The sequence below is a fragment of the Rhizobium mesosinicum genome, from assembly GCF_019511345.1.
Lineage (GTDB): Bacteria > Pseudomonadota > Alphaproteobacteria > Rhizobiales > Rhizobiaceae > Rhizobium > Rhizobium mesosinicum.
In genome coordinates this window covers 153,696-167,715 of sequence record NZ_JAEUAK010000001.1, presented here as the reverse complement: position 1 = coordinate 167,715, position 14,020 = coordinate 153,696, and the positions used below count along the sequence as shown (strand labels likewise).

Sequence of the window (14,020 nt, the reverse complement as noted above, 5' to 3'; positions counted from 1 at the left end):
TGCGGGATGAACCAGATTTCAAAGACCGGCACGGATACGGAAAGCATGGGGCGCTGGGGCGCAGAGTTTCTTGCGGGCGGAGGTGCGCGTTTTCGCCTCTGGACGCAGGGGCAAAACGCGATCTGGTTGCGGCATCGCGGCCGGGATATTCCGATGCACGATGCCGGCGGCGGCTGGTTCCAGTTGACGGTGGCGGAAGCGTCCGCCGGCGATGCGTACATGTTCGTCCTCCCGGATGGAAGAGCCGTGCCGGATCCGGCGTCGCGGGCGCAGGACGGCGACGTGCACGGCCCGTCGCTGATCGTCGATCCGCACTATTCATGGCAGAATTCGCGCTGGCGGGGCCGTCTCTGGGAGGAGGCCGTTATCAGCGAAATCCATATCGGCACCTTTACGCAGGAGGGTACGTTCCGAGCTGCGGCAGAGAAGCTCAAGCATCTCGCTGAAACTGGTATCACGGCCATTGAAGTAATGCCGGTCGCGCAATTTGCCGGCAATCGCGGCTGGGGTTACGACGGAGTGCTGCACTATGCGCCGCACTCCGCTTATGGCACGCCAGCCGATTTCAAGGCCTTCATTGATACGGCGCATGGCCTCGGCATCATGGTGCTGCTCGACGTCGTGTACAATCACTTCGGCCCTGAGGGCAATTATCTCCACGGCTATGCGCCGGGCTTCTTCCGTAAAGACCGGCAAACGCCCTGGGGAGCGGCAATCGATTTCGGGCGGGAACCGGTGCGGCGCTTCTTCATTGAGAACGCGCTCTATTGGATCGGTGAGTTCCAGCTCGACGGGCTCAGGCTCGATGCCGTGGAGCAAATCCATGACACCTCCGAAAAGCATGTGCTTTCTGCCCTGGCCGAAGAAGTGAAAGCCGCCTTCGGCGACAGGCAGGTGCATCTGGTCGTCGAAGACCAGCGCAATCTCGTTGAACTGCTGGTCCGTGACGAAACCGGCGCGGCCAACGCCTACGACGCCGAATGGAACGATGATTTTCATCATGTGGCGCACATCGTCGCGACAGGTGAAACCGTCGGTCATTATAAACCTTTCGCCGATCAGCTCTGGCATAAGCTTCGCCTGGCGCTTCAGCACGGCTTCATCTATCCTGACCGAACCGATCCGCCCGCACTACCCGCCGGGGAGCGTCGCTATCTGCCGCCGACCGCCTTCGTCGATTTCCTGCAGAACCACGACCAGATCGGCAACCGCGCCTTCGGCGAACGGCTGGTGAGCCTTTCCGATCCGGACATGCTGGATGCGTTGACAGCGATACTCCTGCTCTCACCGCACATTCCTTTTCTCTTCATGGGAGAAGAGTATGGGGAGAGGCGGCCCTTCTATTTCTTCACCGATTATACCGGCGAGCTTGCCAAAATAGTTCGCGAGGGCCGCATGGCGGAAGCCGAGGGTTTCGGCGGATTGAAGGCCGGCAAGACCGCGGCCGATCTGCCCGATCCGAATGCGCTTTCAACCTTCGAACATTCAAAGCTCAACTGGCAATGGCGGGAGAGCGAAAGGGGGCGAAAGAGTCTGGCTTTCGTCGCCGAGCTCCTGAAATTGCGCAAGACCCATATCGTGCCCTTGCTGCGGGGGAGCTGGGCCATCGAGAGCGGCTTGGTGGAAGCACCTGAAGGAGGTGTTGCCGTCTGGTGGAAGTTTGCGCACCGGACACTGGCGCTGCGCGCCAATCTCTCCGAACAGCCGCTGATCCTGCCACCGGTCGCCGGGACGGTGATCTATGAGCGCTACGGCAAGAAAGCAAAGGCCTCGGAAAACGTAGAGTTGCCGCCGCATTCGGTCATTTTCGCGATTGAGTTCAGCGGGCAGATGGAACTTTAAATCGCGTTGGTCTGCTTGGCAGGCGAAGCCAGGCCGCGAATTAAAGACCGCGCGTCGGCAATGCGCGCTTGACGTCGTTCAGAGATGGTTCCCGAACGATGCGATAACGCGCTTCGACTAGGTTGTAGAAACCGAATGCCGCAAGACCGACAGCGACAGCAATGTAAAGGACGGACCCGAAGGGCAGCTGCCGCAGCCACTGCAGCGCATCTGCGATGCTGCCGGCTTGAGCCGGATCCACGCGGAAGCCTGCATAGGCAAACAAAACGCCGGTAATTGCAAAGACGAGGCCGCGGGCAACGAGGCCGTAGATGCAGATCGCAGTGATGGCGCCGCTCTTGTTCGGGATCCGCAGGTATCGTTCGAATTTCTTCGTCAGTCCCTTGGCCGCGGTGATCCCGCCGCCGATGATGAAACCTGCGCCGACGGTAATGGCCAGATAGGATCCGAACGGCTTCGACATGATCCACTCGGCGAGATCCTTTTCGCCAGCTTCGTCGCTTCCGCCTCCAAAAATCAGGGCGTGTCCAATAGCAAAGGCCGCGAGGCTGAGATATGTCACAGCACTGCCAAACCATGCGATCCTGATCACCAGCGCCTTTGCCCCAGAGCCACGTCCATCGCTGTCTGCGAGCGATTGAGCAAGCCTCCAGACGACGAACCCTAGCAGGCCCAGGCCGATCAGACCGACCCAGACGCGGCCGAACGGCTGCTGCAGCAGGGTTGACAGCGCCGACTTCGTCTCCGGGCGGCCACCCGACACGCCCGAGAAGAGGGCAAGGCCTGCGACAAGAAGAAAGACGATGCCGCGCGCGGTATAGCCGCTCTTGGCAAGCAGGTCGAAACGAAATCCCTGTGGCATCGTGTTCATAGCGGATCCTCCGGATGGGAAAGCTAACGCGCCAGCACACGAAAAGTTTGGGCCGGCTATCGAACCTGAAAACACCTTCCGCTGTTTTCGATACTCTGCAGATAACTCTATGCTGCTTTGACCAATTGGCAGTGCTCGGTGATTGCGCCGGTCGCCCGAGAGCTGCATATAAGCGCGTAAATCTATTCCCTTGTCTTCCACTCCATCGCCGCGGCGGACAGCTTAACGCTGTGTTCGTATGCGCGCGAAAGAAGAGGTAAAATCATGCAGACTTTATCAAGGGCGCTCGCAGACATGACGCTGCAGGAACGCACCAATATGGTCGATGTCGTCGTAGAAGCCCTCGAGGCTTTCGCCGAAGAAGCAGAAAACGATGGCGACGAGCGGTTTGCTCGAGACTCGAAGGCGATTGCCTGTACGATTCGCGGCTGCGGGAACGATCTTTCCAAGTGCGAGCTTGAGACGGCAGAGCTTCTGCTCGAATTCGGAATTCAGTTCATGTACGCTTATACTTGTCGTGAGCAGGAGTTGGACAGCGAGGGGTCGGCCGCCCTACGGCACTGACGCTGCGAGGGCCGACGCAGATAGGGCGGCAAAAATCGACCTTCCACAAATAGCTATGGAAAATCGCACTTCCCGGATATTTTTGCGTCACGTCGCTGGATCGGTGCTTTAATACCGCTACTTAGCCGGTTTCGTGCATTGATGCAGGGGCACTCACACTTTCTGGACGCGATGTTTCAACTGCTGTCGACCTACTGGCCGCATATCCTCTTCGTCATCTCCATTGCCATGGGAGCAGCGGCGGCCATCCATGCCACCATGACCAAGGAAGAGGTTCGGGCCGCCACCGGCTGGGTGGGCGTCATCATCCTCTCTCCGATCATTGGCGCGCTGCTTTACATGATTGCCGGCATCAATCGCATCCGCCGCAAGTCGCTCAGCCTTCGCCGCGACGTGTTGCTGCCTGCCGCCGATTTGCACGAGCTCGAAAAATTCGACGCCGAGACCGATGCCGTCATCAGCCAGTTCGGCCGGCGTTTTGCCGCCTTGCAAACGCTCGGCGATCGCGTCACGCGTTACCCGCTGACGACGGGCAACTCCATCGATATGCTGGAAAATGGCGACGAAGCCTATGCGGCGATGAAGACGGCGATCGACGGTGCCGAGCGCAGCATCCTGCTCGAAACCTACATCTTCGACCGCGACAGGATCGGCCTTCGCATCGCCGACGCACTGATTGCGGCCGTCAAGCGCGGTGTCGCGGTACGCGTATTGATCGATGCAGTCGGCGCGCGCTATTCGGTGCCGAGCATTCTCGGCTATCTGCAGGACGGCGGGGTGACGGTCAATGTCTTCAACGGCAACGTCATCATGGGCCTGAGGCTGCCCTATGCCAACCTGCGGACCCACCGCAAGATCCTGATTGCGGATGGAAAAACCGCTTTGACTGGCGGCATGAATATCCGCGAAGGCTTCAGCGAGGAAGCGGTCGGTGGGAGTTTTGCCCATGACACGCATTTCAGCATCAGCGGCCCGGCGGTTGCCGATCTCTTCGACGTCGCTGCCGAGGACTGGCGTTTTACGACAGGCGAAGTCTTGAACGGTGAGGCTTGGCGCATCGACCGACTGGAGCGCAGGCGTGGCGATCCAGTCTTCCTGCGTGTCGTCGCTTCCGGACCTGATCGAAGCGTCGAGACCAACCACAAGATGCTGATGGGCGCCTTTTCCATAGCGCGCCAGTCGATCCGCATCATGTCACCTTACTTTCTGCCGGACCGGGAGTTGATTAGTGCACTGACGACGGCAGCCCGGCGCGGGGTGGAGGTTGATATCGTCGTGCCTGCCGCCAATAACCTCGTCCTGGTCGACCGGGCGATGACGGCGCAATTCGACCAGATCGTCAAGAACTACTGCCGCATCTGGCGTTCGACCGGCAGCTTCAGCCATTCCAAGCTGCTCTCTATCGACGGAACCTGGGCCTATGTCGGCTCTTCCAATCTCGACCCGCGCTCGCTGCGCCTGAATTTCGAGGTCGATCTCGAAGTGCTGAATGCCGGCTTTGCTGCTGAGATTGACGAGCGCGTCGACGATGCCATCAAGTCCGCAACGCCGGTTACGCTTGAGGGGCTTTGGTCGCGGCCCTTCCTGGTGCGGCTTCTCGAAAAGGTGTTGTGGCTGGGTTCGCCCTATCTTTGAGCGAGATTTCGTGATTGCAGCATGGCAAGTTTTGCTGCGCTGCCTATAATGCAGAGAGCTTTTCGAGCAATGGAGCCGGCGTTCCTTCCGATGCAAGCCAAGAAGAAAGATAGTCTCCCCGCCAATATTCTCGCTTCCATCAAAAACAGAAGGAAACGCGTCGAGACCTGGAGCGCCGGGCCGGCGCCGCGGGGCGAGGGGACGCTGATTGCTTCCTACAACGTCCACAAATGCGTCGGCACCGACCGGCGTTTCGATCCCGAGCGTACCAGCCGCGTTATCCACGAGATCGACGCAGATGTGATCGCCCTGCAGGAGGCCGATACGCGCTTCGGCGAGCGCACCGGTATCCTTGATCTGCCGAGGCTGGAGCGCGAAACCGGCCTTGTGCCTGTTCCAATCTCGGGAGCGGTAAAAGCACATGGCTGGCACGGCAATGTGGTGCTCGTCCGAAAGGGCCTGGTGCATGATGTGCACCAGGTGAAGCTGCCGGGGCTGGAGCCGCGTGGCGCGCTGGTTGCGGAAATTGAGCTCGAAGCTGGCGGGAAGCTGCGCATCATCGCCGCCCATTTCGGCCTGTTGCGCCATTCTCGGGCGCAACAGGCAAAGACGCTGGTCGATCTCATCAGCGACCGTCACGAAATGCCGACCATCCTACTAGGCGATCTCAACGAATGGCGGCTCGGCGACCGCTCGTCTCTCAATACTTTCCAAATGGCCTTCGGTCCGCTGCCGCCCGCCGTCCCGAGCTTTCCTGCCGGCTTGCCGGTCCTGGCGCTGGACCGCATCATTGCCAACCGGAGAGGGATCATCTCTGCCGTGGAGGTGCACGATACCCCGCTCGCGCGCATGGCGTCCGACCACCTGCCGATCAAGGCGGTGGTCGATCTGCAGCAGGAAGTGGCAAGTGTTTAGCGCCTGTGGGCTCTCAGGCCCGGACGGGAGCAGGAGGGAGCTTGCCTCTCACCAGCAGCCAGAGCGTCCCGACTGCAATAATCGCAAGCGCGATGTTGACGAGCACGAAGATAACAGGCGCAAGCTCACTGATCGCGCCGGTGTCGCCGCGCGCCGTCATGCGCAGTGCTGCTGTCGAAAGCGCAGTAAGGCCGAAGGTGAAAGCCCAATAGGAACCGGCGAAGGGTTGTTGCATGATCCAGGGCAACTGGCGACCGATGATCAGGACCTGCAGGATGGCGTAACCGAACATGGCATGCACGAACATATCGGGCGTGCCGGTCGTCACACTCAGATAGGCGGCGCTGCCGACGGCGGGTGGGGCAAGCTGGATGCCCAGAGTCGGCCTCAGCGGTGCGGCCAGTTCCGGCGCCATCAGCAGCCGGTGCAACAATACGGATTCGATTGCCAGCCATGAAAAGAAACCGGCGCCGAAGGCGAGCTGACCCCAGTCGGCATAACCAAGCGTGCCTGCCGCAATGGCGGTGACGAAAGAGCCGGCAACAGTCGGCAGATAAAGAACCGGCGTGTTGGTTGCCGGATCACGCCCACCGCGCCAGAGCAGGCCGGTTCGCCAGAGCAGGAAAAACAGGGTGATGGCGAATCCCACCAGAGCCAAGACTTCAGTTGTGACACGCGAATAGGGAAGGATCGCAAGTCCGGCCAGCATGGTCGCGACGCCGATCAGTCCGACGAAGCAGCACTGGATGGGATGCTCAAGTTCCGCCATCACCTCCTTTGGCGCGATAAACCCTTTCGCGGCGTAGAGTAGGATGAGGACGAGCCAGGTCGCAAAGCCAAGAAGGCTGATGGTTTCGCCCACGCTGGCCGGAACCGGCCAGATGGCAGCGGCGGCGCGCCAGCTGTTGCCGAGCCCGACAACACCAAGAACAATGCCAAAGAATGCAGCGGGTATGCGGGGGAGCGACATGTTAGGTTCTCCGAATTGGTCCGGCAGGATCATTTATCCTGCTGGTGCGGCAAGCGGTTCATGTTGGATACTCTATTTGCAACGGCGTCGGCGGCGTCCATCACGCGCGCCGAATAGACAAGAGCAGCACCGGCATTTACCGAGATCGCGACACCGAGGGCTTCGGCAATTTCCTCCTTGGTAGCGCCGACCTTCTGGGCTTCGGTAGTATGTACGGCAATACAGCCATCGCAGCGGACGGTGACGGCCACGGCAAGGGCGATCAGCTCGCGCTGCTTGGCGTCGAGATGATTGGTCTTCTGTCCGGCGGTCGAAAGGGTTTGATAGCCTTTGATCGTCTCTGGCACGATCTTGGCGATTTCGCCGATCCGGCCCAGGAGTTCGCCGCGATATTCCTTCCAATCCAACATGAAAATCATTCCTTCTCACATCAGCGACGGCGTGATTGCCTCGGCTGTTGGAAGTGACTATGACTTTCGAGGCCGATATTTTGAATGCTCAAAAAAGTCATTTTCTAGCGCGATCGTCTCATGGATGTTTTAAGCCGCCTTATCGAACTTGCCCGCCTGCAGCCGACGCTCGACATTCGCTGCCGGCTGCAGGGCGAATTTCAAATCAACCACGAACCCGTTGCAACAGGTACGCTACCGTTTCATCTGATCCTCGGCGGCGATTGCCTCATTCGCCTCGGCTCCGGTCGTCAGGTCACCTTGCGCTCCGGCGATTTCCTGCTGCTGCCGCGCGGGGACGCGCATACGATCGTTGGCTTGCGGCCCCGTGGCGCAGCGCAGCCTCTACGCATCGCCACGGGCGGTATGCTGCCCTTGCGCGAAAACGGCGAAGGCGAGCCCGATGTCGACCTGCTCTGTGGCCATTTCGATTGCGCCCCGGGATCGGCCGCCCTGCTGCTCGATAGCCTCCCTGATGTCTTTCACGTGTCGCTCGCCGAGGAAACGGAGGAGCTGCTGAAGACGTTGGTCGCCATGCTTTACAGGGAAATGGCTGAGGAGAAACCGGGGGCATTGGCGATCATTACCGCGACCTGTCTCTCGCTTTTCATCATGGCGGTGAGGGCTGGCAAGGTCTCGCCCGTCGCATCCGGGGGGCTGCTGCAATTGCTTGGGGATGCCAGGCTCGGCAAATCCATGGTGGCAATGATGTCTTCGCCGGCCTTTGACTGGACCATCGATGATCTTGCCCGTCGTTCGGCGATGTCGCGGGCCACCTATGCCCGGCAATTTCGCGAGCGCGCCGGAATGACGGTTGGCGCTTTCCTGACCGATATCAGGATGATGCTGGCGAGTGACCAGCTGCTCAGGACGCGGCGGACTGTTGCAGATATCGCTGCAGCGGTCGGTTATGAATCCGAAGCGGCATTCGGCAAGGCTTTCAAGGCAAGACGTGGTATGACGCCGTCGCGCTTCCGCGCTGCGGAACAGGCGGGACAGAATGGGCAGAGGCGATGAGCGGGGAGGCTAAGCACCTTGCCTCTCGGCTTCCGTCAGCACGGATATGAAGGCCCTGAGGCTTTGCGGCAGATGCCTGTGACCGGGATAATAGAGGCAGAGTCCGGGAATCGACGGGCACCAGTCGTCGAGAACGGAGATTAGATCGCCGCTGGCAAGGTAGGGCCTGGCGACCCTTTCCGGCACATAGGCGATGCCCAGTCCTTTGACCGCCGCCTCCGCCATCAGTTCTACATGATCGAGCGTCAGGGCGCCCGATACCTCGATCGTCACTGCCTGGCCATGTTTCTCGAACTCCCAGCGGTAGAGTTTGCCACTCGGCATACGCAGGCGGATGCAGCGGTGGCGCTTGAGGTCTTCGGGCGTCTTCGGCTGCTTGTGGTCTTTCAAATAAGCTGATGAGGCAACCGCGAGGAAACGTGTCTCGCCGCCGAATTCGACCGCTATCATATCTAGCGGCACGGATTCCCGCAGGCGGATGCCGGCATCGAAGCCCTCGCCGACAATATCGACCAGCCGGTTTTCGGTGACGATATCGAGCGATATCTCTGGATAGCGTTCGAGAAAGAGAGGAATGGCGGCATTCAACAATACGCGGGCGGCAATTTCGCTTGCGTTGATGCGCAGCGTGCCGCTCGGCTGCCCGCCGAATTCGCCGACGGCATCGAGTGCCAAATCGAGATCGCGCAGGACCGGTTTCAGCCTATCGAGAAGCATTTCGCCGGCCTCGGTGGCCGCGACGCTGCGTGTCGTGCGATGCAGCAGGCGCACGCCCATGCGCGCTTCCATATTGCGCATCATGTGGCTCAGTGTCGAAGGCGATAAGCCGAGTTCACCGGCCGCCTTGCGGAAGCTGCGGTGGGTGACGATTGCCGCAAAGGCATTGAGGTCGTCGAGCGTTGGTCGGTAACTCATGGGTATTTTTCAACAACTCGTGCAGGTTTGAACGGATTATCACATCAATAATCACCTCTATCTTTGCTGTCATCAAGCCGCGATTCAGCGGTGTGAGAAAGGTAGAGACGATGACAAAGACATGGTTCATCACAGGCACATCCTCCGGGTTCGGCCGGATCATGACCGAGAAACTGCTGGCCCGCGGCGATCGCGTGGCCGCCACTCTCCGCAAGCGGGAGGCTCTGGCTGACCTCGAGTCGCAATACGGTGACCGGCTCCGGGTCACGATGCTCGACGTCACCGATGACCGGGCCGTTCATGCCGTCGTCGATGCCGCCTTCGAGCAGATGGAACGCATCGATGTCGTTGTCAGCAATGCCGGTTACGGTCTGTTCGGCACCTCAGAAGAGGTGAGCGATACCCAGATCCGTCATCAGATCGATACCAACCTGATTGGCTCCATACAGGTGATCCGGGTGGCCTTGCCGCATCTGCGTCAGCAGGGCGGTGGTCGCATCCTGCAGGTCGCTTCGGAAGGTGGACAGATCGCATATCCGAATTTCAGCCTCTATCATGCCACCAAATGGGGGATCGAAGGTTTTATCGAGGCAGTAGCGCAGGAAGTTGCTCCCTTCGGCATCGACATCACCATTGTCGAGCCGGGGCCGGCGGGGACCGATTTTGGCAAGGGTCTCGTCAGGCCGCCGCAGATGGAAGTCTATGACGAAACGCCGGCCGGCCAGGTGCGCAGGGCAATTGCCAACGGCTCATTCAAGATCCTGGGCGACCCCGTCAAGATGACCGACGCGATGATCGCGGCGGCCGAAAAACAACCGGCGCCCAAAAGACTTGCTCTCGGCAGCACGACATATCAGTCGATCCGCAAGGCTTTGGGCGAGCGGCTTGCCGAGTTGGAGGCGCAAAAGGAGATCACGCTGTCGACCGACATCGACGCGTGAGCCACCCTCAGCGGTCGATCGTCGCCATGATCGTGTCGTTGTAGCGCTTGCCTGAAACATTGCCGGGGGCAAGCGCTGCATCGAGCGCCTTCATCTGCTCAGCATTGAGCGCAATGGAGGCGGCGGCGATGTTGTCTTCCAGATAGGTGCGGCGCTTGGTGCCGGGGATCGGCACGAAATCGCTGCCCTTGTGCAGGATCCAGGCGAGCGCCACCTGCCCGGGCTTGACGCCGAGCGAGGATGCAACCGAGCGGACGGCCTCGGCTGCGCGGACATTGGCGTCGTAATTTCCGCCCTGATAGCGGGGATCGCCGCGGCGGAAATCGCCTTCCGGATAGTCCTCGGCGCGCCTGACTTCACCGGTCAGGAAGCCGCGGCCGAGCGGGCTGAAGGGTACGAGACCGATGCCGAGCTCCTTCAAGGCGGGGATGACGTCGGCTTCCAAATTGCGCTCCCACAGCGAATATTCGCTCTGCACGGCCGACACCGGAAAGACGGCATGCGCGCGACGGATATTGGAAACGCCCGCTTCGGAGAGGCCGAAGTAGCGAATCTTGCCTTCCTGGACGAGCTCGGCGACGGTGCCGGCGACATCTTCCATCGGGACAGCCGGATCGACCCGGTGCTGGTAGATGAGATCGATATGGTCGGTCGCAAGACGCTGGAGTGAGCCCTCGACGGCACGGCGAATGGTTTCCGGCCGGCTGTCACGCTCGGTGCCGACCTGTTTACCATCCTTCAGGCGAAAGCCGAATTTGGTGGCGAGCGTCACCTCGTTGCGGCGACCCTTCAGCGCACGGCCGAGCAACTCCTCATTCTTGTAGGGCCCGTAGACTTCGGCTGTGTCGAGAAAGGTGCAGCCGAGCTCGAGGGCGCGGTGAAGGGTGGCAATGGATTCCGTTTCATCCGCCGGGCCATAGGACTGGCTCATTCCCATGCATCCGAGGCCGATGGCCGATACTTCAAGTCCCTGGCTGCCGAGTTTGCGCTTCTGCATCATCATGCTCCTGCTTCTCAAATGGGAGAGGTCTATATAAACCCCGGTGCAGGATTTTGAATACGCGAAAATCCCGATAAGCTGCGTGAGCGTTCAGGTGTTCCGGCGGCGCCGGTTGTTTCTGTCATCAGATGTGTAGGTGACGAGGCGAATCACATCCATCAGGGCGGCGATGATTTGCTTCCACATGGCGTTCTCCTTTCGCCAGCGTTCTCCTCCTCTTGCGCCTGGTCTTCAAACGAGCTTATCGTCGGCTTCGGATAACTTGAGGTTATGAGATGAAACGCAGCCGGCTGCCGCTGACGGCGTTGCGGAGCTTCGAGGTCGCAGGACGGCTCGAAAGCTTCACGCGTGCGGCCGAGGAACTGTTCATTTCGCAGGCGGCCGTCAGCCGGCAGATCCGTGAGCTGGAGCAACTGTTGGGCGAGCCGCTTTTCGAGCGGCGCCATCGAAGTGTCATCCTGACCGGAAGCGGCCGAAAGCTGCTTGCCGTTCTCACCCCTTCTTTCGACCGGATCGATGAGTGCCTGGAGGATATCCGCGGAGCTTCAATGTCGGCGGATCTGAAAGTCAGCGTCGAACCTTCCTTCGCCGCCTGCTGGCTGGTGCCGCGGCTGCCGGAATTCCGCAAACGTCACCCTGACGTCGAGATATCGCTCGATGCCGATCCGCGGACGATCGAATTCCGTACCGGCCAAGCGCAGATCGCAATCAGGCACAGCGCCACCGTCACCGCATGGCCACGGACAGAAAGCCGGCACCTGATCGACGTCCGCATGGTGCCGGTGATCGCTTCCGATCTTCTGGCGCGTGGCTCACCGATCTCCTCTCCGCATGACATCTTTGCCTACGGGCTTTTGCATGAAGAAACCCGCGACGCCTGGAGCAGGTGGTTCGAGGCGGCCGGCATCGCCATGCCCGAGACGGCGAGGGGGCCAGTTTATGCTGATGACGGGCTCGTGCTGCAGGCGGCGCTGCGCGGCCAGGGCGTTGCGCTCCTCGACGAAGCCTTTGCAGAGGAGGAAATTAGGGCTGGCCGCTTACGCCAGCTTTTTGATCTCTCTGTCCCGAATGGCGCCTACTGGCTGGTTGCCCGCAGCTTCGACCGTCTTGCGCCCCCGGCTGCGGATTTTGCGCGATGGGTGACCGAGAGCTTTCACAAACGCTGACCTCTACCCGCCTGTCGCCATCCGCTTCCTGGCCGCCTCTCGGACAAGCTTCCATCGGGTAAACTCAAGCGTCGCGTCCGCCAATGCGCGATGCGCCGGGATTGCCACCTTGCTTTCCTCGATGATGCCGTCGATGAGCTTTGACAGCTCTATCTCCGTGACTGTTGCTCCTGTTATTTCACGCGCCGCGGCCATGAAGGCGTCGCGTGACTTGCCGAGCCGGAGAGCATGCCGAGGAAAGCCAGCGGCGCGCAAAAGAACGCTAAGCCATTTTCCATCCCAAGAGGGAGCGCTTGCATAAAGATCGTGCCCGGTCAAAACTCCGATCACTTCACGAGCGACCTGCTCTGCCGGCACGCCTTCCGATGCGAGCAACTCCCGCGAGATTCCATGGATTGCTTCTGCATCGGCTGCCCAATCTTCCCAGTCGGCGGCGGGGCGGATCAAGACAGAGCGCGAGCGACCATCTTGGAATACCCATGCAATTTCGATTGGAACGCTTTTCTTGCTGAGGGACGAGGCCTCGAAATCCAGGAAAACGATCAATGCAACGCGACAGGCGAGGGCTGTCCTCCAGCGGGAACTCTTATGGTGACCGGCCGGTGCCGCAGCGGCCGACCGAAGAACGGGACCGTAGCCTACAATCGGTCGAGTTTATTTGTCGAGCCGGATACCATCGGTGTTGAAGATATGCAGATGGGCCGGATCGCAGGTGAAGGCAAGCTGGCTGCCGGTCGCGATGTCGGAGGAGCCCCGATATTCGACAGTCAGCGGCTGGCCGTCGTCAAGCTGGCAATAGAGGAATTGAGTGCCGCCGAGATATTCGTCAAAATCGACCCTGGCCCTTAGTGTTTCATCTTGAGAGTTCGCGGTAACCCTCAGATGCTCCGGTCGCATACCCAGTGTAATCTTCTGCCCTTCGCTCAAGCCGGCGCCGCTGATCGGCGAACGAATGCGATTTCCGGCCGCCAGGATGGTGCCGTCACTTGCCCAGCTTGCCTCAAGTAAGTTCATGCGCGGCGAACCGATAAAGCCCGCGACGAAGACATTGTTTGGCCGCTCGTAGATTTCGCGGGGCGTTCCCGCCTGTTCGATATATCCGTCACGAAGCACGACGATTTTGTCGGCTAACGTCATGGCCTCGGTCTGATCATGTGTGACATAGATCATCGTATTGCCGAGTTCACGGTGGAGTCTCGCGATTTCGATACGCATCGAGACGCGCAGTTCCGCGTCGAGGTTCGACAGCGGCTCGTCGAAGAGGAAAACATCCGGTTTGCGCACGATCGCGCGGCCGATCGCAACGCGTTGCCGCTGACCGCCGGAGAGCTGGCCCGGCCGGCGGTCCAGCAGATGATCAATCTTCAGGATCGCCGAGGCCGCCTTGACGCGGGCGTCGATTTCCGAGGCCTGCGTCCGCGCCATTTTCAGGCCGAAGGCGAGGTTGTCACGCACGCTCATATGCGGATAGAGCGCATAGGACTGAAAGACCATGGCGATGCCGCGATCGGAGGGGTCGAGATCGGTGACATTGCGTCCCTTGATCTCGATCTCGCCGTCAGTGACATCCTCCAGCCCGGCAATCATGCGCAGCAGCGTCGATTTCCCGCATCCGGAGGGACCGACGAAGACGACGAAGGATCCCTCTGATATCGTCAGGTCGATGCCATGGATGACTTCCAGATTGCCGAAACTCTTGCGAATTTCGGTCAGCACGACGCCCGTATCCGCCATG

14 protein-coding genes are annotated in these 14,020 nt (G+C 60.2%); 7 read left to right on the top strand and 7 right to left on the bottom strand.

Features of this window, described 5'->3' with window-relative positions; genetic code table 11:
- Positions 1 to 6: 6 nt before the first annotated feature.
- Positions 7 to 1,842 (top strand): malto-oligosyltrehalose trehalohydrolase, encoded by a 1,836-nt coding sequence (treZ, locus tag JNB85_RS00840; RefSeq protein WP_220332500.1) that lies wholly within the window; start codon positions 7 to 9, stop codon positions 1,840 to 1,842.
- A gap of 40 nt (positions 1,843 to 1,882) precedes the next feature.
- On the opposite strand, the gene JNB85_RS00835 is transcribed toward treZ, so the two are convergent.
- Positions 1,883 to 2,704 carry a DUF1206 domain-containing protein gene (locus JNB85_RS00835; RefSeq protein WP_220333075.1) on the bottom strand — a complete coding sequence of 274 codons (822 nt, stop codon included), beginning with the start codon at positions 2,702 to 2,704 and terminating at the stop codon, positions 1,883 to 1,885.
- Between the two features lie 273 nt (positions 2,705 to 2,977).
- Here JNB85_RS00835 and JNB85_RS00830 point away from each other — a divergent pair, with 273 nt between their 5' ends.
- The 3 genes from JNB85_RS00830 to JNB85_RS00820 all read left to right on the top strand — a co-directional run bounded on the left by JNB85_RS00830 (position 2,978) and on the right by JNB85_RS00820 (position 5,827).
- Complete coding sequence (locus JNB85_RS00830; protein ID WP_220332499.1) at positions 2,978 to 3,277, top strand: hypothetical protein; 300 nt, start codon at positions 2,978 to 2,980, stop codon at positions 3,275 to 3,277.
- A 171-nt stretch (positions 3,278 to 3,448) separates the two neighbouring features.
- On the top strand, positions 3,449 to 4,912 hold the full coding sequence (locus JNB85_RS00825) for a phospholipase D-like domain-containing protein (RefSeq protein WP_220332498.1): 1,464 nt from the start codon (positions 3,449 to 3,451) through the stop codon (positions 4,910 to 4,912).
- 90 nt (positions 4,913 to 5,002) lie between these two features.
- Positions 5,003 to 5,827: an endonuclease/exonuclease/phosphatase family protein gene (locus JNB85_RS00820; RefSeq protein WP_220332497.1), complete on the top strand. Its 825-nt coding sequence runs from the start codon at positions 5,003 to 5,005 to the stop codon at positions 5,825 to 5,827.
- Between the two features lie 13 nt (positions 5,828 to 5,840).
- Here JNB85_RS00820 and tehA read toward each other — a convergent pair whose 3' ends face one another.
- Together tehA and JNB85_RS00810 are read right to left on the bottom strand one after the other, a co-directional pair.
- Positions 5,841 to 6,797: a dicarboxylate transporter/tellurite-resistance protein TehA gene (tehA, locus tag JNB85_RS00815; RefSeq protein ID WP_220332496.1), complete on the bottom strand. Its 957-nt coding sequence runs from the start codon at positions 6,795 to 6,797 to the stop codon at positions 5,841 to 5,843.
- Positions 6,798 to 6,826: 29 nt separating this feature from the next.
- Entirely contained in the window at positions 6,827 to 7,207 is a 381-nt protein-coding gene (locus JNB85_RS00810; RefSeq protein ID WP_220332495.1) for a carboxymuconolactone decarboxylase family protein, read from the bottom strand.
- A 120-nt stretch (positions 7,208 to 7,327) separates the two neighbouring features.
- Between JNB85_RS00810 and JNB85_RS00805 the strand changes: the two genes are divergently transcribed.
- Complete coding sequence (locus JNB85_RS00805) at positions 7,328 to 8,263, top strand: AraC family transcriptional regulator (protein WP_220332494.1); 936 nt, start codon at positions 7,328 to 7,330, stop codon at positions 8,261 to 8,263.
- Positions 8,264 to 8,272: 9 nt separating this feature from the next.
- Here JNB85_RS00805 and JNB85_RS00800 read toward each other — a convergent pair whose 3' ends face one another.
- Positions 8,273 to 9,178: a LysR family transcriptional regulator gene (locus JNB85_RS00800; RefSeq protein WP_220332493.1), complete on the bottom strand. Its 906-nt coding sequence runs from the start codon at positions 9,176 to 9,178 to the stop codon at positions 8,273 to 8,275.
- Between the two features lie 110 nt (positions 9,179 to 9,288).
- Here JNB85_RS00800 and JNB85_RS00795 point away from each other — a divergent pair, with 110 nt between their 5' ends.
- Positions 9,289 to 10,119, top strand: a complete 831-nt coding sequence (locus tag JNB85_RS00795; RefSeq protein WP_220332492.1) for an SDR family oxidoreductase — start codon at positions 9,289 to 9,291, stop codon at positions 10,117 to 10,119.
- A gap of 7 nt (positions 10,120 to 10,126) precedes the next feature.
- Here the strand turns inward: JNB85_RS00795 and JNB85_RS00790 are convergent, their stop codons facing one another.
- Positions 10,127 to 11,122 carry an aldo/keto reductase gene (locus tag JNB85_RS00790; RefSeq protein WP_220332491.1) on the bottom strand — a complete coding sequence of 332 codons (996 nt, stop codon included), beginning with the start codon at positions 11,120 to 11,122 and terminating at the stop codon, positions 10,127 to 10,129.
- 272 nt (positions 11,123 to 11,394) lie between these two features.
- Here JNB85_RS00790 and JNB85_RS00785 point away from each other — a divergent pair, with 272 nt between their 5' ends.
- The gene (locus JNB85_RS00785) at positions 11,395 to 12,285 is read left to right on the top strand and encodes a LysR substrate-binding domain-containing protein (RefSeq protein WP_220332490.1); all 891 of its coding nucleotides are present in this window, start codon (positions 11,395 to 11,397) and stop codon (positions 12,283 to 12,285) included.
- A 3-nt stretch (positions 12,286 to 12,288) separates the two neighbouring features.
- Here the strand turns inward: JNB85_RS00785 and JNB85_RS00780 are convergent, their stop codons facing one another.
- Both JNB85_RS00780 and JNB85_RS00775 read right to left on the bottom strand, forming a co-directional pair.
- Entirely contained in the window at positions 12,289 to 12,831 is a 543-nt protein-coding gene (locus JNB85_RS00780; protein WP_220332489.1) for a 3'-5' exonuclease, read from the bottom strand.
- 108 nt (positions 12,832 to 12,939) lie between these two features.
- Positions 12,940 to 14,019 carry an ABC transporter ATP-binding protein gene (locus JNB85_RS00775; protein WP_220332488.1) on the bottom strand — a complete coding sequence of 360 codons (1,080 nt, stop codon included), beginning with the start codon at positions 14,017 to 14,019 and terminating at the stop codon, positions 12,940 to 12,942.
- Position 14,020 lies beyond the last annotated feature (1 nt).